The following is a 23,993-nucleotide window of genomic DNA, read 5'->3' on the forward strand; positions in this document are numbered from 1 at the left end:
GATGATGAAAGCAATGGCTTCGAGACACGTGAACCGCCTCCTGCAAAGCCTTGGCTTGCTCGTGCTTTGCGCCGGCTCCGCCGCCGCGCAGGACGCAACATTCACGGTGAAGCAGTTGACGCTTGAAAGCGCGCTCAAGATTGCGCAGGGCGCGCTCGAGACCTGCCGCAAGCAGGGCTTTCAGGTGGCGGTGGCGGTTGTCGACCGCGCCGGCGTGACGCAAGTGCTGCTGCGCGACCGCCTTGCCGGGCCGCATACGATCGAGGTCGCCGCCAACAAGGCCTGGACGGCCGTCAGCTTCCGCCTCGATACACTGCAATTGACGGAAGCGACCGCCGCCGGTGGGCTGTCGGGCTTGCGTTCGATCAGGCGCTTCGTCGCGGTCGGCGGTGGCGTGCCGGTGGAAGCGGGCGGCAGCGTGCTCGGCGCAGTGGGTGTTTCGGGTGGTCCTGGTGGCCAAGCGGACGATGCCTGCGCCCGCGCCGGTTTTGAGGCCGTGCGCGCCGATCTCGAGTTCTGAGATTGCGCAAAATCGCGTTTCGAAAGAAACGCGATTGGCTCTAAGTCTGGCCCGGCTTCAGCTTGTAGAAGATATGCGCACCGATGCGATCCATGCGCAGGAGCCGCTTCGACCAGCCGGGGCGGACGTAGTTGGCATGATAATGGGTGGCGCCACCGACGTCGGCGAGCCAGGTCTTGCCGTCGAGCACTTCCTCGGCAATGCGCTGGGCGGTCGCCCAGGATTCCGGCTCCGTGACGTGCAGCGACTTGCCTTCGCAGGCGAAGGAGAACTGGCACGCCTTGTAGCGATGACGGTTCTGGAAGACGACGCCGCAGACCGAAGCGGGATAGAGGCCGCTGACGGCGCGGTTCAGCACCACCTGCGCCACGGCGGCCTGGCCCTCTTCGGGTTCACTGCGGGCTTCGAAATAGACCGCTTCGGCCAGGCAGCGCTGTTCCTTCTCGGAACGCGCCTGTTCGATGATGGCGGCGTAATCGGGACGCTCGTTACGGGCGATCACACTCACGCCGCCCTTTTCCGCGACGGCAACCGGCCCGCCGATCGGCACATAAACCACCTCGACCTGCGCGCCTGTCGGCACCGGCGTGGTCGAACTCAAGGCCACGGCGCGGCGCACCGCCGGCGTCGAACCATCGAGGTGCAGCGGCGTGGCGTCCGGTTGCAGCAAGGTGCGCATCACGGAATGGGTCGGTGACGTGCCATCGGGACCATGGTCGCGATTCTGCGGGCTGTTGCTGCCAAGCGGCGCGGCCAGCACGGTGCCGACGCCAAGACCGTCTTCCGGTTGTTCGAGGCCATCAAAGGCCAGATAGCTGTCGCCGGTGATCTGCGTGCGCGCCGCGAAATTCGCCGCATCGCCCGGCTTGCGCAGTTTCGCATCGAACGAGGGCCGCAGGCCAACAACCGGATCGCCCTTGTGGCTGCGATTGGGCGTGGGGAATTGCGTCACATTGGTCTTGAGCGCCTTGCGCGGTTCGATCTCATCGGTGGCGATCAGATCTTCCTTCTCGCCAACCGTCAGGCTCGCTTCGCGCACCAGCGATGCGGCGTAGATCCGTGGCAAGGCAATCGACGTGCGCAGGCTGGAGCCGCTCGGCAGAATAAGATCGCCGGCATTGGCGCGCTGGAACGGGGTCATCGGCGCCAGTGACGAGCCGATGGAGGCATCCTGCCCGGCGTCAGCCGCCACCGTCACCGCGAGCACAAGCCCGAGACACCACGGCGCAAACGCACCCAACGCCCAACCGAAACGCGAACGGCCCATACGCACCCTGCGTAACCCGAGACACCGAAAGAACGGTGCAAAAAGAGGTCATTCTGCCGCGAAAGCGATGTGAACCCGCGATCCTGCGGCGGCTTCAAAAAGTTATCACTCATTAGGCTTGCCGGCTTATTACTGGTCGGCATCGCGTCCTGTTTCAAATCGAAGCAAAATGATTAAGCTCGCGGTAACCAAATCCGATCGGCAGGGGGAATCATCATGAGCATGCTTATCACCGGCTTCTATGCCGGCATTCTCGGCCTCATCATGCTGGCCCTCATCGCCAATGTCGGCCGGCTGCGCGGCAAGACAGGCGTGGCGCTGGGCAATGCTGGTGGCGACCGCGATCTCCTCGTCGCCGACCGCCGCCATATGAACTTCATCGAGAACGTGCCGCTGGCTTTGCTGCTGCTGGCGATCATCGAAGCCAATGGCGCACCGCACCTGTGGGTGCATATTCTCGGCGTGGTGCTGGTCCTGTCACGGCTGATCCATCCCTTCGGGCTCAATCCGGATTCGATGCGCAGCCTCTGCCGCGCCATCGGCGCCGGCGGCACGATGCTTGTCACATTGGTCGCTGCGCTGATCGCGATCTGGTTGTTTGTCAGGTAGCAACGGCTTCACTTCATCGCCGCGATCGTTGCGCGCATCTGCCTGACAAGCGCACGCGCCCGCCGCCGCGTGGCGATCGCCTCGGCGCTGTATTGGCCATGCTTCAAGGCGTTCTGATTGCCGGGGGGCGGCCCGCTCGACAGGCCGCCGTGCATCCGGCAACGGCCATTGCTCATCGCTGGCGCGCGGCAGGCGGTTCCACTGCGGGTGCGCGCGCCGCAGGCGGCGAAATGCGCCGGAAAATGACTGGGAAAATTACCTTGCATGGGGTTGTTCCTCAGAATCTCGTGACACCCCCTCCCCCGACGCGATCATGCGGGCGGCTTGTATGCGGGCAGCTTGCGACCGGGTTCCGCCGCCTAAGGGCACGGTCGAGAGCGCGTCCGGTTGTCGATGGACATGTTCCACGGTGATCTTCTGCTGGCTCTTGCCCCGGTAGCGATGGAGCGCGTCGAGCAGGGTCGAAAAGGTGCGCGATAGGCTGTTGGCCTGCGTGATCGCCTCGCGCCAGCGGTCGAAGGGATGGTTCACGTCCATGGCGCGGCGATAGGCGGCCAGGCTTGCGTTGTGCGCGGCGATCAACTGCACAGCCATCATGCCTTCCAGTTCGTCCTTGGGCGCGATGCCGATCAACCCGGCGACAACCGCCTTCTCGTGCTTCTCCGCCTCGTCGGGACTTAAACCTTCCTGCCAGAGCACCTCCATCACCTGATCGGCCAGCACTTCGGTCCACGCGTTCGAAGGCCTGTCTTCCAACGGCTTGCCGCCAGCCTGCTGCAAGAGCGCGCACACCGCCGCGCCATCGGAAAGGGGTGAGGTTGCGGCCTGACCGCGTGGTTTCGACGTTCTTGTCACTCGATCCAAGAGCCATTCTCCCCGATACGTGCCGCGGCCCCGCCACGGTCAATCGAGTTCAAAATACGGAACAAGGTTGGCGGAATTTTGTTCTTGTTTTGTTCTATTTCTCCGTTTATCTTTGGTCGTTCCGGAGCTCTTCGGCGCATTGAGCATTGCTGATGGTACTAAGAAGTAGTAATAATTACTACCATCCGATCCCAGAGATGCCCGTGTCCAACATTGAAAAACTCAGCATCGCCCTGACGAGCGAACAGGCCGCAGCCGTCCGAGCCGCCGTCGAAACCGGTGAATATGCCACCACCAGTGAAGCGATCCGCGAAGCGGTGCGTGACTGGCAGATGAAGCGCGAGCTGCGCCAGGAAGATATCAAGCGCCTCCGGCAGTTGTGGGATGAAGGTCGAGCCAGCGGCTCGGCCGGACCGGTCGATATGGACGGGCTGCGCAAGGAAGCGCGCCAGCGCCTCGCGCAGATGAGGAAAGCCGGCGAGCATGCCGGTTAAGGTCACCTGGACCAACTCACACTTGACACCAACTGACCGTGCGAGTGATGGCTAAAAGAATCCTGAACGGAAAAACCTACAACACCGAGACAGCGACCTTGGTCGCTCTCGAAGAAGTACCTCGTCACGTTTATGCCGAGACCTATGAGTTCAACGAGCTCTATCAAAACCGCTTTGGCGCTTACTTCACCTATTCGGGAAACCACAGAGATATCGATGAAGCGGTGATCACACCGCTCACGCCGCTTGAGGCGGAACACTGGATGGAAAAATACGCCTGGGCCGAACTTATCGAAAAACATTTCGGCGAAAAGCCAGAAGCTGGAGATTCTGAAACACGCTTCACCCTGCGCATGCCAGACTCCTTGAAGCGCAGGATAGATGAAGCCGCAAAGGCCAGTAATCAATCGGTCAATGCATGGATCATCCGCTGCATAGAGAATTGTGCAGGGCCCGCTAAGGCAGACCTCGCCATAGGCAGCATCTATGGTTTGTCCCCGAGGTCGCCGAAATGACGGAGCCTCCAGATTTCGAATTCCATCTGGGTAAAACGCGCTGTCTCAAAGGACGAGGCTGGCGCGGGCTCATCGCTCTCGGCCTCCTGCTGGTGGGCCTCGTAGCCTGTGTGCAAGGCGCCGCACCAATTGCTCGGCCAATCGGACGTCTAGTCGGTTTCTGAGCACCGCGATGAGCCCCAGGCCTTGCAGCCATTTCGAGTTTACGCACCCGAAGCAGTGCAACTTGTGACAAGGCGACTCCCAGCGATTTAAACTCGCGAGCTATGTTCTTCGTCTTGTAGGAGTTATATCTCAGGATAAATTTGCACGCATGACTCGGACCGAACGAATTTTGTTTGTTCCTCTTCGTGACATGTCATCACGATTAAATCGATGGGCCATGGTAGGTCCGACACATACGCGCGGACTTGTCGAGCTTCCGCAAGAGTGTTGCACACTACAAGAATGTCGATATCTCCGGCGATCACAGGATCGGCTAAATAAGAACCGAAAAGATACCATCTAGCGCCAGGAAATGTTTCCGATGTTTTCGCAGCGCACGCAACGATATCATCTAATGCGAGATCCTGGTGTTTCATTTATTTAGGCGAGCCAGAAACTCACCGGTTTTGAAGAATTCGATTCCGTTAACTTGCGCAATACCCCAGGCTTCGTCTGTTGGACGATCTAACGGGCCGGTCAGCACAACGTCAAAGTCTCCATAACGCTCTATAGTGGCAAGAAGCTTTTCTGCAGTGAGTTCGTATGACTCAATCACAGTAACTTTTAATGATGGCAAGCCTCGCCTGGCTACTTGATAAACTCTTTCGTTTATTGGATCAAAATCCGTGACTCTTTTGTGTGATCTCAGCAGCTTCTCTAGATATAAAATATCGCGAGGTACATACATTCCTAAAATTTCAGAGCTACCTATCTCAGCGTAGAAAGAAGACATGTCACCATAAGGGATATTTGCGACTTTTAAAAAGCCCGCCGCAGTTGGATGCCACTCACCGAGTCGAGGTATATTAACGACATAGTCTATTAGAAGATCGTTGCGCACAAACTGTTCAACATGTGACAACTCAACCAGCTTGCGCGAAACCACACCAGCGTTAAAGGGTTCAAACTGCCGGCGGACGGCATGAATGACTTGCTCGCTGATCACATCTACCGCTTCGATATTAGCGTGTCCGCGTAATTTTCCGGCCAACCATTCTGTAGATTGTTGCGGCGTAGGCACTACCTTTCTCCAACTAAAATTGTTGCCATATCGTCTGGAAAGCGGCGTTGACCGCCAGTAATTGTATCAGTTAAGTGGCGTGCTTCTAGGTCCTCCGTATGCAGACGAAATTGTTCTAGGATTTGGCACTCATCCTCCGACAACAAGTCGCGGTTAGCATCAAGAATTGCTAGTGCTTTGCGATTGTTCGGGATGATATTCGTCCTCATTCGAACCAACCATTTAGACGCCAACTCAAGATCAGCAAGCCCTCCAATAGCTTTGTGCGGGCCACAATCTTCGAATATCGCGTGGTTTTCGGCGAGCAATGGCGTTATGAAAGCTCGCGCTTCTTGTCTAGACGCGCATCTGACCACACCAAAAATAGCTTTCAGCTTTTCGGTGTGCTCATATTTCCATTGTACAATTAATGCATCGGGAAAGTCGGCGGGCGCCTGATCGATCATCGTATGACACGCGGTACAAAGCATGACTAGATTCTCAAAAGCGCCTTTCTCCGCCGCCGACTTTGACGCATCTGCGCGCGGCCCTCGATTTGCCGCTGCGATGATATGAGCCATTTCGGCAATATGGACGGTTTTTGAGCCCGTATCTCTGAATAACTCAGTGGTGCACCCAGGATTTTGGCAATAGCCACCTGACGCTGCCCAAAGCCGTTTTTTGGTGATGTCGTTTGGCGACGCCTGCCCCCTAGAACATCGCATCTACTAGACCGCCTTTTAGACAAAGTTATTTTATGAAGAAGTTATTGCAACTCGATGCCCTTGGAAAGGCGGCCCTAGTATTTGTGATCACAAGCGCGATCACAGCAGCAAATCATCCAATGATGACCAGCTATATAATGATGTTATTCGGTCAGCAGTCCCCGTTAAAGCACTTTCCCTGGATTCAAAATCCCCTTCGGGTCCAGCGCCTTCTTCAATGTGCGCATCACTTCCAGCGCCACCGGGTCCTTCACCGTCGGCAAGAGATCCCGCTTCAGGGTGCCGATGCCGTGTTCAGCCGAGATCGAGCCATTCAGCCGCGTGACGATGCCGTGCACCACGGCGTTCATCTCATACCAGCGATCGAGATAGGCTTGTTTGTCCATGCCGACCGGCTGCGTCACATTGTAATGAATGTTGCCGTCGCCGAGATGGCCGAAGGGCACCGGGCGGGCGCCGGGTAGGAAGGCTTCGACGGCGGGGCCGGCCTCGTCGAGGAATTGCGGCACTTTCGCCACCGGCACGGAGACATCGTGCTTGATCGAGCCGCCTTCAAACTTCTGCAGTTCCGAGAGCAGCTCGCGCAGTTTCCAGAAATCGGCGCGTTGATCGAGCGACGTGGCGACCACCGCGTCTTCGATGAGCTCTTGCTCCATGCCCTGTTCGAGCACGTTCATCAGCGCGCCTTCGCCGCCCTCGATCTGGGAGCCGAGTTCGATCAGCACATACCAATTGTGTTTGCCGGCCAGCGGATCGCGCGTGCCTTCGCCGTGATTGACGACGATGTCGAGGCAGAAGCGCGACATCAACTCGAACGTCTTGACGTCGGCACCGGCGAGCGACTGGGCGAGATTGAGCAATTTAAGCGCCTCGTGCGGTGAGTTCAGCCCGACGAAGGCCGTGTGCATCTCGCGCGGACGCGGATAAAGTTTGACGACGGCGGCGGTGATGATGCCGAGCGTGCCTTCCGATCCCATGAACAGATGTTTGAGGTCGTAGCCGGTGTTGTCCTTCTTCAGCTTCGACAGGTTCGACAACACACGACCATCGGCGAGCACGACTTCAAGACCGGTGACGAGATCGCGCGCATTGCCATAGGCCAGCACCGCCGTGCCGCCGGCGTTGGTGGAAAGATTGCCGCCGATGGTGCAGGAGCCTTCCGCCGCCAGGGACAGGGGAAACAATGCGCCGGCCTTCTCGGCCGCCTCCTGCACGGCGAGCAGGGTGAGCCCGGCCTCGACCGTCATGGTCATCGAGGCCGGATCGGTCTCGCGCACCTTGTCCATGCGCTTCAACGACAGGACGATTTCGTCGCTGCGGCCATCCTGGCCTGGAATCTGGCCACCGACGAGGCCGGTATTACCGCCCTGGGGCACCACCGGCGTGTTGGTCTCGGTGCAGAGTTTCATGATCGCCGCCACCTCGGCGGTCGAGCCCGGCCGCACGACGCAGCGCGCTTTGCCATGAAACAGCTCGCGTGGTTCGGCCAGATAGGCCGCCATGTCGCCCGCCTCGCGCAGGACGTTGCGCTCACCGACAATGGCAGCCAGGCGGGAGAAGAGCGTGTCGGCGGCAACGTCGAGGGCGGTCATGGGATTCGATCCTTAAGCCGGGCGGTCTGCCGGCGAGCCCGCCTTTTCTCACTCCGCCGTCCTTGCCGCAATATGGCGACAGTGACAGACCCTGCGCATTCGCCCGCGCTTTGCGTATTGACGCGGGGGCCCCCGCGTGGTGTTTCGCGCGCTCATCTGGCCCAACAGCCACATTTTCCCGGATTTCATGACCGTCGCCGCCAAAACGTTCCAGATTGCCCATGACCCGCAGGTGCCGCCCGCCGGGCTGCAGGGGGCGGTCTATGCCCTGGGCAATTTCGATGGCGTCCATCGCGGCCATAAAGCGGTGATCGGCGAGGCCATGGCGCTCGCCCGGCAGCTCGGCAAACCCTGCGCGGTTTTGACGTTTGAGCCGCATCCGGCCGATTTCCTCGCCGGCAAACGGGTGGTGGAGCGGATCACCCCGCCGCAAGCCCAGGCCCGCGCCCTGGAACGGCTCGGCATCGATGGCGTCGTCGTCCTCAATTTCAACGCCGACATCGCCAAACTCGATGCGGAAACCTTTGTCGCCGACATCCTGATCAAGCGGCTCGGCGCCACCGGCATTGTTGCCGGCTATGACTATCATTTCGGCAAGGGCCGCCAGGGCACGCCCGAGGCGCTGAAGACCATTGGCGAAAACCATGGCCTCTCCGTTCATATCGTCGCGAAAGTGGCGGCGGATGCCAATGGTTCGCTCGACGCGGTGCATTCCAGCGCCGTGCGCAAGGCGCTGGCTGAGGGCGAGATGACGCTCGCCGGCCGGCTGCTCGGCCATGATTTCTTCGTCGTCGGCGAGGTCATCCATGGCCAGGCGCTCGGCCGGACGCTAGGTTTTCCGACCGCCAATCTCGAACTCGATCCCTCGATGCATGTGGCGCAGGGCATTTACGCGGTGCGTTTCACGGTGGATGGGCGCACCTATAATGGTGTCGCCAGCTATGGCCGGCGGCCGACGCTCGACAATGGCGCGCCGCTGCTGGAAGTCTTCGTGTTCGATTTCTCCGGCGATCTCTATGGCAAGACGGTCGAGGTCACCTTCGTCGCCTGGCTGCGGCCGGAGCTGAAATTCGACGGGCTCGACCCGTTGATGGTGCAGATGCGGGACGACGAGGCCAAGGCGCGGGCGATTCTGCAGCGCTAAGCAACTGAATTCTAGGCATCATCTCCGACAGCCGCGCAGCGGCTGAGCGAGGAAGCCAGGGGCAAGTGGTCGAGAACTGGTCGAGACTGGCGACGCGCGGTCATCCTGCAATGTTTGACCGCTGGCCCTGGTACCCGGATCACGCTTCGCGTGTCGGCGATGACACGGAGTTCCTTGCGTCGCCGGGAAGCGATGCTAAAACGCCTGCCATGTGTTTCCATAAGCGTTTCCACTGCTTCATATCGCGAATTACCGGCCCGGCACGCCGCTGAGCGGGCCGGGCATGAGCGCCGGATATCCGGCCGCTTTCCTCTCATTTGCCTTCGATTTCACGCGCCCCAGGGCGCCGCCGCCTGAATTGGCTCTGAAACCATGAACGATACGTCCGAAAAAGGCCCCGACTACTCTAAAACCCTGTTCCTGCCGCAGACGGATTTTCCGATGCGCGCCGGCCTGCCGCAGAAGGAACCGGAACTCCTCGCCCGCTGGGCGAAGATCGACCTCTACCGCAAGCTGCGCGAGGCCGGCCGCGGGCGGCCGAAATTCGTGCTGCACGACGGCCCTCCCTACGCCAACGGCAACATCCATATCGGCCACGCGCTCAACAAAATCCTCAAGGACATGGTGACGCGCAGCCAGCAGATGCTCGGCAAGGACTCCAATTACGTGCCGGGCTGGGACTGCCACGGCCTGCCGATCGAATGGAAGATCGAGGAAGACAACTATCGCGCCAAGGGCAAGCAGAAGCCTGATTGGTCGGATCCGGCGGCGATGATCGCCTTCCGCAAGGAATGCCGCGCCTATGCCGAGCGTTGGCTGTCGATCCAGCGCGATGAATTCAAGCGCCTCGGCGTCGAGGGCGACTGGGACCATCCCTATTCGACCATGAGCTTCCCGGCCGAAGCGCAGATCGCCCGCGAGATCATGAAATTCGCCGCCAACGGCCTGCTCTATCGCGGCTCCAAACCGGTGATGTGGAGCGTCGTCGAACAGACGGCGCTGGCGGAAGCGGAAATCGAATACGAGGACTATACGTCCGACACGGTCTATGTGGCGTTTCCGGTCAAGCATCTCGCCAAGGGTGTCGGCGAAGCGGCCAAGCGGGCGATGCGCGATTCCGGCGAGAGCGATGAAGACATCGCCGGCGTCGATGCGATCACCGAGGAATTGCAGGCCGCCAAGGTCGTCATCTGGACGACGACGCCCTGGACCTTGCCGGGCAACCGCGCCATCGCCTTCTCGCGCAAGATCGAATACGGCCTCTACCGCGTGGTCGAAGCGCCAGACGACAATTGGGCCAAGACCGGCGACAGCTATGTGCTTGCCGATCGACTGGCTTCGGCCGTCTTCCAATCGGCGCGCGTGGAGAAATTCGAACGCGTGCGCGACGTCGATCCGGCCGACATCGCGTCTTGCAGCCATGCGCTGGCCAATCTTCCCGGCTACGGCTTCGATGTGCCGCTGCTGGAAGGCGATCACGTCACCGACGACACCGGCACGGGCTTCGTTCACACGGCCCCTGGCCATGGCCGCGAGGACTTTGATCTGTGGACCTCGAGCGGGCGCCAGCTCGCCGAGCGCGGCATCGACACGCGCATCCCCTACACGGTCGGCCCCGACGGCTTCTACACCAAGGAAGCGCCGGGCTTCGCCGGCAAGCGCGTCATCGACGACAAGGGCAAGAAGGGCGACGCCAATGACGCGGTGATCGCGGCGCTCCTGGCCGCCGGCCATCTTGTGGCGCGTGGCAAGCTGAAGCATCAATATCCGCATTCCTGGCGCTCGAAGAAGCCGGTGATCTTCCGCAATACGCCGCAATGGTTCATCGCCATGGACAAGCCCTTTGCGAGCACAGAGCCGAGCAATGGCGCGACTTTGCGCGACATCGCTCTGCAAGCGATCCAAGAGACGCGCTGGGTGCCGGCGGCGGGCGAGAACCGCATCAATGGCATGATCGCCAACCGGCCCGATTGGGTGGTGTCGCGACAGCGCGCCTGGGGCGTGCCGATCGCCGTCTTCGTCAAGAAGGGCACGCACGAGCCGCTCGTCGACGAGAAGGTGAACAAACGCATCGCCGATGCTTTCGAGAAAGAAGGCGCCGATGCGTGGTTCGCCGTCGACGCCAAGGCGCGCTTCCTCGGCAGCGATTATGACGCCAACGACTACGACAAGATCGACGACGTGCTCGATGTCTGGTTCGATTCCGGTTCGACCCATGCCTTCACTTTGGAAGACCCGGTGCATTTCCCCGGCCTCGCCGGCATCAAGCGCGTGCGCGACGGCGGCCCCGACGAGGTGATGTATCTGGAAGGCTCGGACCAGCATCGCGGCTGGTTCCACTCGTCGCTGCTCGAGAGCTGCGGCACGCGTGGACATGCGCCCTATGACGTGGTGCTGACGCACGGCTTCGTGCTCGACGAGAACGGCCGCAAGATGTCGAAGTCGCTCGGCAATGTGGTGGCGCCGCAGACGGTGATCAAGGATTCGGGCGCCGACATCCTGCGCCTGTGGGTGGCGGCTTCCGACTATTCGGACGATCTGCGCATCGGCAAGAATATCCTGACCACCTTCGTCGAGACCTATCGCAAGCTGCGCAACACCATCCGCTGGATGCTGGGCTCGCTGGCGCCGTTCAGCGAGGCGGACCGGATCAAGCCGGCGGATATGCCCGAGCTTGAACGGCTGATGCTGCATCGCCTCGCCGAACTCGATGGCGAAGTGCGCGACGCTTACGAGAAGTTCGACTACAAGAAGGTGATCGCGGCGCTGTCAGCCTTCATGACCAGCGATCTCTCGGCCTTCTATTTCGACATTCGCAAGGACGCGCTCTATTGCGATCCGCTGTCGAGCCGCACCCGCAAGGCGGCGCTGACGGCGATCGATGAGATCTTCAAGCGGGTCACCATCTGGCTGGCGCCGATCCTGGCCTTCACCTGCGAGGAAACCTGGCTGGCGCGCTATCCCTCCGAGGACGGCTCGGTGCATCTGCAGACCTTCCCGGAAACCCCGGCGGCCTGGCGCGACGAGGCCCTGGCACAGAAATGGCGCACCATCCGCGCCGTGCGCCGGGTCGTCACCGGCGCACTCGAAATCGAGCGGGCGCAGAAGCGAATCGGTTCGTCGCTGGAAGCCTGTCCGGTGGTCTACATCGCCGATCAGGCGGTCTATGACGCGGTGATGAGCGTCGATTTCGCCGAAGTCTGCATCACCTCCGGCATTGTGGTGAAGCAGGGCGAAGGACCGGACGAGGCCTTCCGCGCCGACGACGCGGGCATCGCCGTGACCTCAGGCCCGGCCTCCGGCATCAAATGCGCCCGCTCGTGGAAATATTTCGACCCGGCGACCGCTGCGGCCGATTATCCCGGCGTGACGCCGCGCGACGCCCAGGCGCTGCGCGAATTGAAGGCCGCCGGGCGCTTGCCGGGGCCGGGGAACGCGGCGTGACGCCGCGTTTCATCGGACTGATCGCCATCTTCGTGGCTCTGGTCATCGACCAGGGCCACAAGCACTGGATGATCTATTCCTACGATATCAATGCCTTGCAGCCGGTGCCCGTGGGCCCTTGGCTGGATCTCGTGCTGGTCTGGAACAAGGGCATTTCCTATTCCTGGCTGCAGGTGCATCCGCTGATTCTCTTGGCGCTGATGGCCACCGCGGTTTTGTTTCTCGCCATCTGGATGTGGCGGGCGGGAAGCTGGATGACCTGCCTCGGCCTCGGCCTGATCATCGGCGGGGCGCTGGGCAATGCCTATGACCGCTGGCAATATGGCGCAGTCGCGGACTTCTTTTATTTCCATATAGATACAGAGCGTTATGGACGCCTGTCGTGGTATGTTTTCAACCTTGCGGACGTCGCCATCGTTGCCGGTGTGGCGCTTTTGCTGTATGAAACCCTCTTTGCAGGAGAGAGCCGGCAAGACCGCGCGGATGGCGCGACCGGCTGATCGGAGCTGGTGCGCCACCAAATCGCCCTCAATGGCGGGCAGGTACGTTGGCTCCATTTGCGCGAGTGAGGATGAGTATGACCCTTCGCATGCCGGCCATTGGCCGCACGATCACGCTGGCGGCTGCCGCCGCCTTGACCGGAGGCTTTCTGGCGGTGACGCCAGCGAGCGCACTCGACGACGGCGACCAGGGTTTTTTTGAGACATTGAAAGGCCTCGCCGGTTCTGCGATCGGTTTCGGCCTCGGCTCGAGCGACGAGGACGAGAAGCCGCGCATTCAATATCGCGAGCGCCCGCCCTTGGTCCTGCCGCGCGATAAGGCCGCTTTGCCCGCGCCCGCAGCCAGCGCTGCCGCGCGCAATCCCAACTGGCCGCAGGATTTTGACGAAACCCGCCGCCAGAGGGCCAATGCCGCCAAAAATCGCAATCGGGAAACCGATTCGATGGGCACCAACCGCATGAGCAACGAGGAGCTGTCGCGTGGCCGCACCGCCGGCACATCGGCCCGTGACGTGCGTGACGAGCAATGCGGCGCTGGCGGCACCAATAGCTACGGCGAAATCTGCAACCAGGCCCGCTACTGGTCGGTGATGAAGAACACGCGCAAGGTCGACGATTCGAAAATCGAATTGCAGGCTGGCGCCGAGCCGAACCGCAAGGCCCTGACCGATCCGCCGACGGGCCTGCGCCGCGCCACCAACACGGTCAAGGCCACAACCGAAGCACCGCGCGAGGAAGTGCCGCTTCTGGATGCCGCCGGCCAGGCCCGCGAGGAAGCCCGCATTCGCCGCGAGCGCGCCGAGAACAATTAATTCTTTTCGATTTTCAGGATCCCCGGCAAATGGCGTTTCGCAAGAAGCGCCATTTGCTTTTTGACTTGATCAAACGCCGCAAAGACGCGTCAAATCCAAGCTGCTGTCAAAATGGCGTTTCCGTCGAAACGCCATTTGCTCCAGGTAACCCTACAAACAAGCTAGGCAGTTCCGCGTCGCGCGGGGCATGACGAAGTGCATCCGAGCACCTATATTGGGTCTTTCCGAACCGCCGCTCCCCACACGGGCAAGCGGCGGAGCGACATGCGGAAGGAACGCAATTGACAGCTCAAGCCAAGGGACTAACGGCAGGCCACAGCACGACCGCCGCCCTCACGCCTCATGCGCCGGCCCCCGACGCAAAAAGCGCCGGCCCCAATATCGGTCACTTCCACCTCGCCAATGGCTTGGAAGTGGTGGTCATTCCCGATCATCGGGCGCCTGTCGTCACCCATATGGTGTGGTATCGCAATGGCTCGGCCGATGATCCGGTTGGCAAGTCGGGCATAGCGCACTTTCTTGAACATCTAATGTTCAAAGGCACGACCCGGCATCCGAAGGGCGAATTTTCCGAAATCGTCGCCGAACTCGGCGGCCAGGAAAACGCCTTCACCTCCATCGACTACACCGCCTATTATCAGCGCGTGCCGAAAGAGCATCTGCCCGTGGTCATGGACTTCGAGGCGGACCGGATGACCAATCTGGTGCTCACCGACGATGTCGTGTCGCCGGAGCGCGACGTGGTGTTGGAAGAGCGCCGCATGCGCACCGACAGCGACCCCTCGGCACAGCTCGGCGAAGCGGTGCAGGCCGCCCTCTACACCCATCATCCCTATGGCAAGCCGATCATCGGCTGGGAGCATGAGATCGAAGGGCTCGATCGCACCGATGCGCTGACCTATTACAAGCGCTTCTACACGCCGGAAAACGCCGTGCTCGTCGTCGCCGGCGACGTCACCAGCGACGAAGTGCGCACGCTCGCCGAAAGCACCTATGGCAAGATCCAGGCGCATGGCGAAGCGCCGCGCCGCACGCGCACGAAGGAGCCGCCGCCGCGCGCCCATCGTCTCGTCCAGCTCTCCGATGAAAAGGTCGAGCAGCCGAGCGAGCAGCGCGTCTATCTGGTGCCGTCCTACACCACCGCCGCACCCGGCGAAGCCGAAGCGCTTGAGCTCGCCTCGCATCTGCTGGGTGGCGGGCCGACGAGCCTGCTCTACCACACGCTCGTCGTCGACAAGAAGATCGCGGTTGCCGCCGGCACCTATTACATGGGTACCTCGCTCGACGACACGCGCTTCTATGCCTATGCGGTGCCGGCCCCTGATGTCTCGCTCGAAGAGCTCGACGCGGAAGTGGGCGCTGTCATCAACGCCATGGCCAAGACAGCGGTGCCGGAAGCCGATCTCGCCCGTGCCAAGACGCGGCTGATCGCCGATGCCGTCTATGCGCAGGACAGCCAGACGTCGCTGGCGCGCTGGTATGGCGCGGCGCTGACGACAGGCCATACGGTCAAGGACGTGAAGGAGTGGCCGAATCGCATCGACACCGTCAGCGCCGAACAGGTGCGCGCAGCGGTGGCGAAGTGGCTGACGCCCAATCGCGCCGTCACCGGCTTCCTGCGGATGAAGGAAGAGAGCGAGGCGCAGGCGGCTTAGCCGCCCGCAGCTTCCCCGTGTGAGCGCTGCCGCCTGCTGCATTCAGCGCGGGCGGCCTATCTGTTTCGAGTTGGATTGATCATGAACGCAGCAGCAGAGATCCGCAGCAAGAGCCGCGCCGAAACCGTCCAGAAGATCGTCACGCCCCGTGGCATCGAAGTCTGGCTGGTGGAGGACTATGCGGTGCCCCTCGTAGCCGTCGACTTCGCCTTCAAGGGCGGATCGACGCAGGATCCCGCCGGCCTGTCCGGCACGGCCACGGTGCTCGCCGGCTTGCTCGACGAAGGCGCCGGAGCGCTGGATGCCGACGCTTTCCACCGGGCGCTGGACGACAAGGCGATCGAACTGTCGTTTCACACGGGCCAGGATAATTTCCACGGCGAGTTGAAAACCCTATCGCGCAACATCGACGCGGCGTTCGAGATGCTACGCCTGGCCATCAACGAGCCGCGCTTCGACGATGACGCGATCGAGCGGATCCGCAGCCAGCTCATCGCCGGCCTGCGCCACGAGATGAACGATCCGAACGCGGTTTCCAGCAAGGCCTGGCGGGAAGCCGCCTTCCCCAACCACCCCTATGGCCTGCCAAGCGGCGGTAGCATGGAGACCGTGCCGCTGATCGGCCGCAACGAGATCGCCACGCTGCGCCAGCGGATTTTCGCCACCAGCACGCTCAAGATCGCCGTCGTCGGCGCCATTTCCGCCGACCATCTGGCGAAGCTCATCGACCGTGTTTTCGGCGACCTGCCCGCGACGCCCTCACTCACCACCATTGCCGACATCACGCCGCAAGGTTCGGGCACGCGCAAGGTGATCGAGATCGACGTGCCGCAATCGACGCTGCGCTTCAGCCTGCCGGGCATCGCCCGTCATGACGACGATTTCATTCCCGGCGCCGTGGTCAATCACATCCTGGGCGGCGGCGTTTTCTCCGCCCGCCTGTTCAAGGAAGTGCGCGAAAAGCGCGGCCTTGCTTACTCCGTGTGGACGCAATTGCACGCCAGCGATCATACGGCGCTGTTTTCGGGCGGCACCTCGACCAAGAACGAGCGCGCCGCCGAATCCCTGACGGTGATCGAAGAAGAGATCAACAAGCTCGCCGAGACCGGGCCGACCGCCGAGGAACTGGAGAAAGCGCAGAAGTATATGATCGGCTCCTATGCGCTGCGCTTCGACACATCGACGAAGATCGCCGCCAATCTGGTGTCGCTGCAGACCGACGGCTATCCGGTCGATTATCTCGATCGCCGCAACGGCCTGATCGCCGCCGTCACGCTGGAAGACACCCGCCGGGTGGCCAAGCGCCTGTTCGATCACAAGCGGTTGCTGGTGGCCGTGGCGGGCAAGCCCGAGGGGCTCTGACGCGTTTTGCCGTAACCTCCGTGTTATCCCGGACACGCGAAGCGTGATCCGGGAACCAGAGGCAAACGATAGAACGTTGCATCTAACCGCGCCTTACCGATCCTGACTGGCATCCGACCACGCGCCCCTGGTTCCCGGATCGCCTGCGCGCCCGGGATAACACGGGGAACTGCCAGACTGGACAGCACGGGCTTTCCGGGTGAACCTGTCGATACAGAGCGCGCCGGAACGCGTTCGCTCGACAGGGAGGGACGCCCATGAGGCTCGCTATTTCGAGGCTCGCATTTTCTGCGCTCGCAGCAGGAGTCGCGCTGACAGGACTGGCGCTGGCAAGCTTACCCGTACAAGCGCAGGAAACGGTGAAGATCGGCATCCTGCAAAGCTTTTCCGGCATCACCTCGCTTGGCGGGCAACAGGCCGATGGCGCCGTCAAACTGTTCATGAAGAAATATGGCGAGACCGCCGGCGGCAAGAAGATCGAACTGATCCGCCGCGACACCACCGGGCCCAATCCGGAGGTCGCCAAACGCCTTGTGCAGGAAGTGGTCACGCGCGAGCGGGTCAATCTGTTGATCGGCCCGGACTATACGCCCAACACATTGGCCGCGGCGCCGATCCTGATGGAAGCCAAGGTGCCGTCGTTTGTCACCGGCGCTGCGACCACCGGCATTGTCGGCGAGAAATCGAAATATTCGACGCGCACCTTCTTCGCCGTGCCGCAATTGTGCCGGCCGCTGGCGGCCTATGCGGTGAAGAACGGTTGGAAGCGCGTCTTCGTCGCGGTGGCCGATTTCGCGCCGGGGCATGATTGCGAGAAATATTTCCTGGAAGCGCTGAAAGACGCCAATGGCGAATTGGCCGGCAATCTGCGCATCCCCGTCTCGAACCCGGAATTCTCCGGCTATATGCAGCGCATCCGCGACGCCAAGGCCGATGCCGTATTCATCTTCATGCCGATCGGCGAATTGAGCATCGGCATCCTGCGCGCCATCAATGATTCCGGCCTCAAAAGCACCGGCATCAAGATCATGGGCACCGGCGACATCACCGACGAGACCTATATCGACGCGGTGGGTGACGCGGCCATCGGCACCATCACGACAGGCATCTATTCGACCCAGCACGACTCGCCGCTGAACAAGGAATTCGTCAAGGAATGGGCGGAGCTGAACGGCAAGCAGCGCATCGGCTGGGGCGCGCTCGCCACCTATGATTCCATGCGCCTGATCTATGACGGCTTGAACGCCCAAGCCGGCGGCAAGTTCGATCCCGATAAATTCATCGGCTTCGTCCATGGCCGCAGTTTCGAAAGCCCACGCGGCCCCGTCACCATCGACAAGGGCAACGGCGACATCATCCAGAACGTCTATATCCGCCGCGTCGACAAGGTGGACGGCGTGCTGCAGAACGTCGAAATCGAGAGCTTCAGCAACGTTGGCTTCAAATAGGCGCAGTCGCTGGGGAACCGCTTATGTCGGCTGTTCTGACGGTGCTCTTCAACGGCATCGCCTATGGCTTCCTGTTGTTCATCATGTCGGTCGGGCTTTCCGTCACGCTCGGCATGATGAACTTCGTCAATCTGGCGCAGGCGAGCTTCTCGATGTTCGGCGGCTATGTGATGGTCATGGCCATGCAGAGCTTCGGCATCCCGTTTCTGCTGACCCTGCCGCTGGTCTTCGTCGTCATCGGCGTCTTTTCGGTGGTGATCGAACGGCTGGTCTTCCGGCATTTCTACAACACCGACGATCTGACTCAGGTGCTGTTGACCATCGGCCTGGTGTTCATGTCGATCGCCACCGCCACCTATTTATGGGGTGGCAGCTATCAACGCATCGACATGCCGCCGTGGCTCCTCGGCCAGCGCGAGATTTTCGGCCTGACGCTTGAAACCTATCGCATCTTCCTGATCGTCATCGGCCTCGCCATGGCGCTGGTGCTGATCCTGGGGCTCGAGCGCACGCGGCTTGGCGCCATGGTGCGGGCTTGCGTCGACAATCGGCGGGTCGCCGGCGCCTGCGGCCTCAACACCGACCTCATCTTCGCGCTCACCTTCGCCATCGGCGGCGGTCTGGCCGGGCTTGGGGGCGCGCTTTCGGCCAATCTGCTCGGCCTCGATCCGAATTTTCCGCTGCGCTATCTCGTCTATCTCCTGATCATCGTCTCGGTCGGCGGCATGGGCACGATCAGCGGCACGCTCCTGGCCGGCATCGCGCTTGGCGTCGCCGACGTGATGGGCAAATATTATTTCCCGCAGTTCGGCGGCTTCGTCATCTATGTGCTGACCGTGCTGTGCATGCTGTGGCGTCCGCAAGGCCTGATGGGGCGCAAGACATGAGCGCCCTCGACGGTCCTGATAACCGCCGTGCCTCCGGCATTGGCTATTTCGCCGGCCTGTCGCGCTGGAACATCTATGAGATCGTCTTCTGGCTGGCGCTCGCAGGGATGTATTTTCTGCCCCATGTCGATCTGGTGCTGATGAGCCAGATTTTCATCTGGGGCCTGTTCGCCATGTCGCTCGACGTGCTGCTCGGCTATCGCGGCATCCCCTCCCTTGGCCACGCCGCCTTCTTTGGCATCGGCGCTTATGTCGCCGGCTATTGCGGCAAGTTCGGCTGGACCGAACCGATCAGCGCACTGGCGCTCGCCATGGTGGTGGCGGCTGGCGTCGGCTGGCTCACCGGCAAGCTGGTGCAGAAAGTCGCCGGCGTGGCGCTGCTGATGGTGACGCTCGGCCTCAATCTCATCCTCTACGATCTGGTGCAGCGTTCAACCGACATCACCGGCGGCGACGACGGCTTGCAAGGCATCGTCATCGCGCCGGTGCTGGGCTTGTTCCGCTTCGATATTTTCGGACGCACCGCCTTCTGGTACGCACTGATCGCCTCCTTCGTGCTCTTCGTCGCGACACGCGCCATCATCAAATCGCCGTTCGGACTGGCCTTGACCGGCGCGCGGGAAAATCCGCGGCGCATGATCATGCTCGGCGCGCCGGTCGAGGGCGATGTTTCGCGCGCCTTCGCGCTCGCGGCCGCCTTGGCTGGCGCTGCCGGCGCGCTGCTCACCCAGACAACGCAATTCGTCGCGCCCTCGGCGCTGTCGTTCCAGCGTTCCGCCGACGTGCTCGTCATTCTCGTCATCGGCGGGGCCGGACGGCTCTATGGCGGTTTCATCGGCGCCTTGATCTTCCTGTTCCTGCGCGATTGGCTGGCGGCGATCAGCCCGGTCTATTGGTATTTCTGGATCGGCCTGCTGCTCGTCACCGTCGTCTCCTTCTTCCGCAAAGGCATCTTGCCGACGATCGCCGATCATTATTCGCGCTGGCGCACTCGCCGGGGCACGCCGCATGAGTGACAGCCCGACACAGAACGATGTCGTGTTGGAAACCCGCGACATGCATATGGCCTTCGGTGGCCTCGTTATTTTCGAGCGCATGAATTTCGCTTTGCGGCGCGGCGAGCGCCACGCCATCATCGGCCCCAACGGCGCCGGCAAGACCACCTTCGTCAGCCTCGTCACCGGCCTCTTGCAGCCAAAGTCGGGCGCGGTGATGTTCGAGGGCCGCGACATCACCAGGCTGTCGCCGCAGCAGCGGGTGAAAGCCGGCATGGTGCGCACCTTCCAGATCAATTCGCTGTTTCGCGCCCTCAACCCACTTGAATCCGTGGTGCTGGCGCTGCTTGAACGCGAAGGCAAGGCGCAGCTGTCGCTGCGCCACGTCGCCGCCGAGAAGCCGCTCATCGGCGAGGCGATGGAGCTGTTGCATCAGTTCGGCCTTGATCGCGACGCCTATGCGCCGACGGACGCCCTGCCCTATGGCAAGCAGCGCCTGCTGGAAATCGTGCTCGCCTTGGCGCTGCGGCCAAAGCTGCTCTTGCTGGATGAACCGGCGGCCGGGCTTTCCACGCACCAGGGCCATGAGGTGTTCTCGCGCCTCGCCCAGCTGCCGAAGGACACGACGATCCTATTCATCGAACACGATATGAATCTCGTGTTCAGCTATGCCGATGTGGTGTCGGTGTTTGCCGCCGGCGCGCTGGTCTTGAGCGACACGCCGGAGAATGTGCGCAAGAGCCCGCGCGTGCGGGAGGTCTATCTTGGCAACTAGCTCCGTGCTCAGCGTCCGCCACCTTGCCGCCGGCTATGGCCCGGCGCAGGTGCTGCACGACATCAGTTTCGACCTCATGGCCGGCGAAATGCTGGTCGTCATCGGTCGCAATGGTGTCGGTAAGACCACCTTGATCGAAACGCTGTGCGGGCTGACGACCCTGCAAGGGGGCGAGATCACTTTCGCCGGCACGCGCATCGAGAAGCTATCGCCCTTCCGGCGCAACCGCCTCGGCATCGGCTGGGTGCCGCAGGAGCGCGAGGTATTTCCGACGCTAACGGTCGAAGAAAATCTCGACGTCGTCTATCGCGACGGCCCGTGGACACGACAGGCGCTCTACGGCCTCTTTCCGCGCCTGGCCGAGCGGCGCAGCCATTATGCCCGGCAGCTTTCTGGCGGCGAGCAGCAGATGCTGGTGATCGCCCGGGCGCTGGCCACCCACCCCTCGCTGCTCTTGCTCGACGAGCCGGTGGAGGGCCTGGCGCCGCTTATCGTCCAGGAGATGATCGCGGCGATCCACAAAATGCGCCGCGAAAGCGCCATGACCATCATCATGGTCGAGCAGAAGCACGACATCGCGCTGGCCCATTCCGACCGCTGCCTGGTCATCGACCATGGCGCCATCGTGCATCAATCGGCCAGCGCCGACCTCTTGGCCGACCATGCCCTGCTGGAACGGCTGATCGGCGTGGCTGAATAGGCGCCGGCCATTTTGCTCTAGTGGATGGCCGCAATTTCAGCCGTATTCGGGTTCAGATGGCGGGGCTGCCGAGCTAGGATAGGCCCCGAATCCTCCCGGAAACCACCCATGACCGTCCGCCGCCTCGATCCCATTCTCGTTGACCGCATCGCCGCCGGCGAGGTGGTCGAACGACCGGCCTCGGCGGTGAAGGAACTCGTCGAAAACGCCCTTGATGCCGGCGCGGAGCGGATCGAGGTGACGATCGAGGCGGGTGGGCGCAAGCTGATCCGCGTCACCGACGACGGCCAGGGCATGAGCGCGGAGGATCTGGGGCTTGCCGTCGAGCGCCACGCCACCTCGAAACTGCCCGACGGCGATCTCTCCAACATCGCCACCTTAGGGTTTCGCGGCGAGGCGCTGCCCTCGATCGGTTCGGTCGCTCTGTTGGACATCGCCACCCGCGCCGCCCGCAGCGATCAGGGTCACGCCATTCGCGTCGATCAGGGACGCAAGAACGCGGTGATGCCGTCAGCCCATCCGCTGGGCACCAAGGTCGAGGTGCGCGACCTGTTCGCGGCGACGCCGGCGCGGCTGAAATTCCTGAAGAGCGAACGGGCCGAAGCGCAGGCCGTCGCCGATGTGATGCGCCGGCTCGCCATGGCGCATCCGCAGGTGCGCTTCGCGCTGAACGGCGACAATCTCACCGGCTTCGATCACGTCGCCTGCGCCGAGGGCGCCGAAGGCCTGTTGGCGCGCCTGGCGCAGGTGCTGGGCAAAGAGTTTCGCGACAATGCGCTTGCCGTCGATGCCGAGCGCGAAGGCGTGCATCTCACCGGCTATGCCGGCCTGCCGACCTTCCATCGCGCCAATGCGCAAAGCCAATATCTCTACGTCAACGGCCGCCCGGTACGCGACAAGCTGCTGCATGGCGCGGTGCGCGCCGCCTATATGGATTATCTGCCGTCGGACAGGCACCCGGCGCTCGTGCTTTATCTCGAGTGCAACCCGCGCGATGTCGACGTCAACGTCCATCCGGCGAAAGCCGAAGTGCGCTTCCGCGATCCAGGCCTGGTGCGCGGACTGATCGTCGGCGCTCTAAAACAGACGCTAGCGGCAGCCATGCAGCGGGCGACGACCACCGGCGGCGAACGCACGATCACCGCTTTCGCGCGGCGCAGTTTCAACCCGCCGCCCGTCTACGCGCGGCCGATGCCGCAACAGGCCTGGGACTGGCGCAACTCGCCGGCTGCGCCGGCGTTCAATGAGCCGGCCCAGGCTGCTTTCGTACACGATCAAGCGCCGGCCGCCGATATGCGGGCCCATGAAGCGCCGATGCCGCAAGCCGCCGTCGACGCACCGCTTGGCGCGGCACGGGCGCAGGTGCACGACACTTATATCGTCGCGCAGACCCGCGACGGCATCGTCATCGTTGACCAGCATGCGGCGCACGAGCGCCTCGTCTATGAAAAGCTGAAGCGCCAGCGCGAAGCCAACGGGATCGGTCGACAGATGCTGCTGATCCCAGCGGTGGTCGAGATGGAACCGGCCGAAGTGCAACGCCTTCTCGATCATGCCGACACCTTGGCGAGCCTCGGTCTGGTCATCGAATCCTTCGGCCCCGGCGCCGTCGCTGTCAGCGAAACGCCGTCGCTGTTGAAGGATGGCGACATGGTGCGGCTGGTGCGCGACATCGCTGACACCCTGGCCGAGGATGGCGCCGCGACTTCGCTGGAGCGCAAGCTCGATCACGTGCTGGCGACCATGGCCTGCCACCATTCGGTGCGCGCCGGCCGCAGGCTCAATGGCGAAGAGATGAACGCGCTGCTGCGCGAGATGGAAGCGACGCCCGGCTCCGGCCAGTGCAACCACGGCCGGCCGACCTATGTGGAACTGAAGCTCTCGGATGTCGAACGGCTGTTTGGACGGAAGTAGAATTTACGCCGCGCCATAACGTATGAAAGCCACCTGCGTATCGCCGTAGTCGCGACGATCGAGCAGGGTGAAGCCTTCGAGCACCTGCACGTTGGCCTTGGCGTTTTCCTCGACCACCAGCAAAGCGCCCGGCGCCAGCCAGCCGCCGTCGCGCAGGGACTGAAGCGCCAGCGGCGCGAGATCGCGGCCATAGGGCGGATCGAGAAAAGCCAGGGTGAAGGGATCTTGCGGCGGCATGGCGCCAAGGCGTGTGGCGTCGCGCCGGAAGATCTTGCTCACGCCGGTCTGCGCCAGGCTCTCGACATTGGCGCGCACCAGGGCCCGGCCCTCGATGCTGTCATCGACGAACAGGGCAAAGCGCGCCCCGCGCGACAGGGCTTCGAGCCCCAGCGCGCCGGTGCCGGCGAACAGATCGATGACGCGCGCGCCATCGGCGGGATCGCCATAGGCGTGCGCGAGCACATTGAACACCGCTTCGCGCAGCCGATCGGACGTCGGCCGCACGGTCTGCGACGACGGCGCTTTCAGCGCGCGACCGCGCAGACTGCCACCGACGATCCGCATCGC

General features: G+C 62.3%; 23 protein-coding genes. 16 read left to right on the plus strand and 7 right to left on the minus strand.

The window, feature by feature from the left end:
- The first annotated feature begins 13 nt into the window (after window positions 1–13).
- The gene (locus tag BLW50_RS17045) at window positions 14–520 is read left to right on the plus strand and encodes a GlcG/HbpS family heme-binding protein (protein WP_090709260.1); all 507 of its coding nucleotides are present in this window, start codon (window positions 14–16) and stop codon (window positions 518–520) included.
- 40 nt (window positions 521–560) lie between these two features.
- Here the strand turns inward: BLW50_RS17045 and BLW50_RS17050 are convergent, their stop codons facing one another.
- Window positions 561–1,787, minus strand: coding sequence for a cell wall hydrolase (locus tag BLW50_RS17050; protein WP_090704680.1), 1,227 nt, complete (start codon window positions 1,785–1,787; stop codon window positions 561–563).
- A 216-nt stretch (window positions 1,788–2,003) separates the two neighbouring features.
- Between BLW50_RS17050 and BLW50_RS17055 the strand changes: the two genes are divergently transcribed.
- Window positions 2,004–2,396: an MAPEG family protein gene (locus BLW50_RS17055; protein WP_090704682.1), complete on the plus strand. Its 393-nt coding sequence runs from the start codon at window positions 2,004–2,006 to the stop codon at window positions 2,394–2,396.
- An 8-nt stretch (window positions 2,397–2,404) separates the two neighbouring features.
- Here BLW50_RS17055 and BLW50_RS17060 read toward each other — a convergent pair whose 3' ends face one another.
- Both BLW50_RS17060 and BLW50_RS17065 read right to left on the minus strand, forming a co-directional pair.
- Entirely contained in the window at window positions 2,405–2,662 is a 258-nt protein-coding gene (locus BLW50_RS17060; protein ID WP_090704684.1) for an HGGxSTG domain-containing protein, read from the minus strand.
- The gene (locus BLW50_RS17065; protein WP_139267649.1) at window positions 2,652–3,260 is read right to left on the minus strand and encodes a hypothetical protein; all 609 of its coding nucleotides are present in this window, start codon (window positions 3,258–3,260) and stop codon (window positions 2,652–2,654) included. The genes BLW50_RS17060 and BLW50_RS17065 overlap by 11 nt, the downstream gene beginning before the upstream one ends.
- A gap of 203 nt (window positions 3,261–3,463) precedes the next feature.
- On the opposite strand from BLW50_RS17065, the gene BLW50_RS17070 reads away from it, so the two are divergent.
- Both BLW50_RS17070 and BLW50_RS17075 read left to right on the plus strand, forming a co-directional pair.
- Window positions 3,464–3,754, plus strand: coding sequence for a ribbon-helix-helix domain-containing protein (locus BLW50_RS17070; RefSeq protein ID WP_090709262.1), 291 nt, complete (start codon window positions 3,464–3,466; stop codon window positions 3,752–3,754).
- Between the two features lie 47 nt (window positions 3,755–3,801).
- Window positions 3,802–4,269, plus strand: coding sequence for a toxin-antitoxin system HicB family antitoxin (locus tag BLW50_RS17075; protein ID WP_090704687.1), 468 nt, complete (start codon window positions 3,802–3,804; stop codon window positions 4,267–4,269).
- Window positions 4,270–4,846: 577 nt separating this feature from the next.
- On the opposite strand, the gene BLW50_RS17080 is transcribed toward BLW50_RS17075, so the two are convergent.
- The 3 genes from BLW50_RS17080 to BLW50_RS17090 form a co-directional block, all read right to left on the minus strand.
- On the minus strand, window positions 4,847–5,494 hold the full coding sequence (locus tag BLW50_RS17080; RefSeq protein ID WP_090704689.1) for a hypothetical protein: 648 nt from the start codon (window positions 5,492–5,494) through the stop codon (window positions 4,847–4,849).
- Window positions 5,494–6,054, minus strand: coding sequence for a hypothetical protein (locus tag BLW50_RS17085; RefSeq protein ID WP_139267650.1), 561 nt, complete (start codon window positions 6,052–6,054; stop codon window positions 5,494–5,496). The genes BLW50_RS17080 and BLW50_RS17085 overlap by 1 nt, the downstream gene beginning before the upstream one ends.
- 308 nt (window positions 6,055–6,362) lie before the next feature.
- Entirely contained in the window at window positions 6,363–7,790 is a 1,428-nt protein-coding gene (locus BLW50_RS17090) for an FAD-binding oxidoreductase (protein WP_090704693.1), read from the minus strand.
- A gap of 136 nt (window positions 7,791–7,926) precedes the next feature.
- Between BLW50_RS17090 and BLW50_RS17095 the strand changes: the two genes are divergently transcribed.
- The 12 genes from BLW50_RS17095 to mutL all read left to right on the plus strand — a co-directional run bounded on the left by BLW50_RS17095 (window position 7,927) and on the right by mutL (window position 23,426).
- A complete protein-coding gene (locus tag BLW50_RS17095; protein WP_348272853.1) occupies window positions 7,927–8,934 on the plus strand; it encodes a bifunctional riboflavin kinase/FAD synthetase in 1,008 nt (335 codons plus the stop codon).
- Between the two features lie 372 nt (window positions 8,935–9,306).
- Window positions 9,307–12,378 (plus strand): isoleucine--tRNA ligase, encoded by a 3,072-nt coding sequence (ileS, locus tag BLW50_RS17100; RefSeq protein WP_090704695.1) that lies wholly within the window; start codon window positions 9,307–9,309, stop codon window positions 12,376–12,378.
- The gene (lspA, locus tag BLW50_RS17105; RefSeq protein ID WP_090704697.1) at window positions 12,375–12,878 is read left to right on the plus strand and encodes a signal peptidase II; all 504 of its coding nucleotides are present in this window, start codon (window positions 12,375–12,377) and stop codon (window positions 12,876–12,878) included. The genes ileS and lspA overlap by 4 nt, the downstream gene beginning before the upstream one ends.
- Window positions 12,879–12,949: 71 nt before the next feature.
- Window positions 12,950–13,690 (plus strand): hypothetical protein, encoded by a 741-nt coding sequence (locus BLW50_RS17110; protein WP_139267651.1) that lies wholly within the window; start codon window positions 12,950–12,952, stop codon window positions 13,688–13,690.
- Between the two features lie 281 nt (window positions 13,691–13,971).
- Window positions 13,972–15,345 (plus strand): M16 family metallopeptidase, encoded by a 1,374-nt coding sequence (locus BLW50_RS17115; protein ID WP_090704701.1) that lies wholly within the window; start codon window positions 13,972–13,974, stop codon window positions 15,343–15,345.
- 81 nt (window positions 15,346–15,426) lie between these two features.
- Complete coding sequence (locus BLW50_RS17120; RefSeq protein WP_090704702.1) at window positions 15,427–16,707, plus strand: M16 family metallopeptidase; 1,281 nt, start codon at window positions 15,427–15,429, stop codon at window positions 16,705–16,707.
- A gap of 257 nt (window positions 16,708–16,964) precedes the next feature.
- Window positions 16,965–18,155, plus strand: coding sequence for an ABC transporter substrate-binding protein (locus tag BLW50_RS17125; protein WP_090704704.1), 1,191 nt, complete (start codon window positions 16,965–16,967; stop codon window positions 18,153–18,155).
- Window positions 18,156–18,178: 23 nt separating this feature from the next.
- Window positions 18,179–19,042, plus strand: a complete 864-nt coding sequence (locus BLW50_RS17130) for a branched-chain amino acid ABC transporter permease (RefSeq protein ID WP_090704706.1) — start codon at window positions 18,179–18,181, stop codon at window positions 19,040–19,042.
- Window positions 19,039–20,058 carry a branched-chain amino acid ABC transporter permease gene (locus tag BLW50_RS17135; protein ID WP_090704707.1) on the plus strand — a complete coding sequence of 340 codons (1,020 nt, stop codon included), beginning with the start codon at window positions 19,039–19,041 and terminating at the stop codon, window positions 20,056–20,058. The genes BLW50_RS17130 and BLW50_RS17135 overlap by 4 nt, the downstream gene beginning before the upstream one ends.
- Window positions 20,051–20,812: an ABC transporter ATP-binding protein gene (locus BLW50_RS17140; protein WP_090704709.1), complete on the plus strand. Its 762-nt coding sequence runs from the start codon at window positions 20,051–20,053 to the stop codon at window positions 20,810–20,812. Before BLW50_RS17135 ends, BLW50_RS17140 begins: the two co-directional genes overlap by 8 nt.
- The gene (locus BLW50_RS17145; RefSeq protein ID WP_244544283.1) at window positions 20,802–21,512 is read left to right on the plus strand and encodes an ABC transporter ATP-binding protein; all 711 of its coding nucleotides are present in this window, start codon (window positions 20,802–20,804) and stop codon (window positions 21,510–21,512) included. The genes BLW50_RS17140 and BLW50_RS17145 overlap by 11 nt, the downstream gene beginning before the upstream one ends.
- Before the next feature lie 108 nt (window positions 21,513–21,620).
- Window positions 21,621–23,426, plus strand: a complete 1,806-nt coding sequence (gene mutL / locus BLW50_RS17150) for a DNA mismatch repair endonuclease MutL (protein ID WP_090704712.1) — start codon at window positions 21,621–21,623, stop codon at window positions 23,424–23,426.
- 3 nt (window positions 23,427–23,429) lie between these two features.
- Here the strand turns inward: mutL and rsmD are convergent, their stop codons facing one another.
- On the minus strand, window positions 23,430–23,990 hold the full coding sequence (rsmD, locus tag BLW50_RS17155; protein WP_090704714.1) for a 16S rRNA (guanine(966)-N(2))-methyltransferase RsmD: 561 nt from the start codon (window positions 23,988–23,990) through the stop codon (window positions 23,430–23,432).
- Window positions 23,991–23,993: the final 3 nt, after the last annotated feature.

Origin of the sequence: Beijerinckia sp. 28-YEA-48 (assembly GCF_900104955.1) — a bacterium.
Classification (GTDB): domain Bacteria; phylum Pseudomonadota; class Alphaproteobacteria; order Rhizobiales; family Beijerinckiaceae; genus Terripilifer.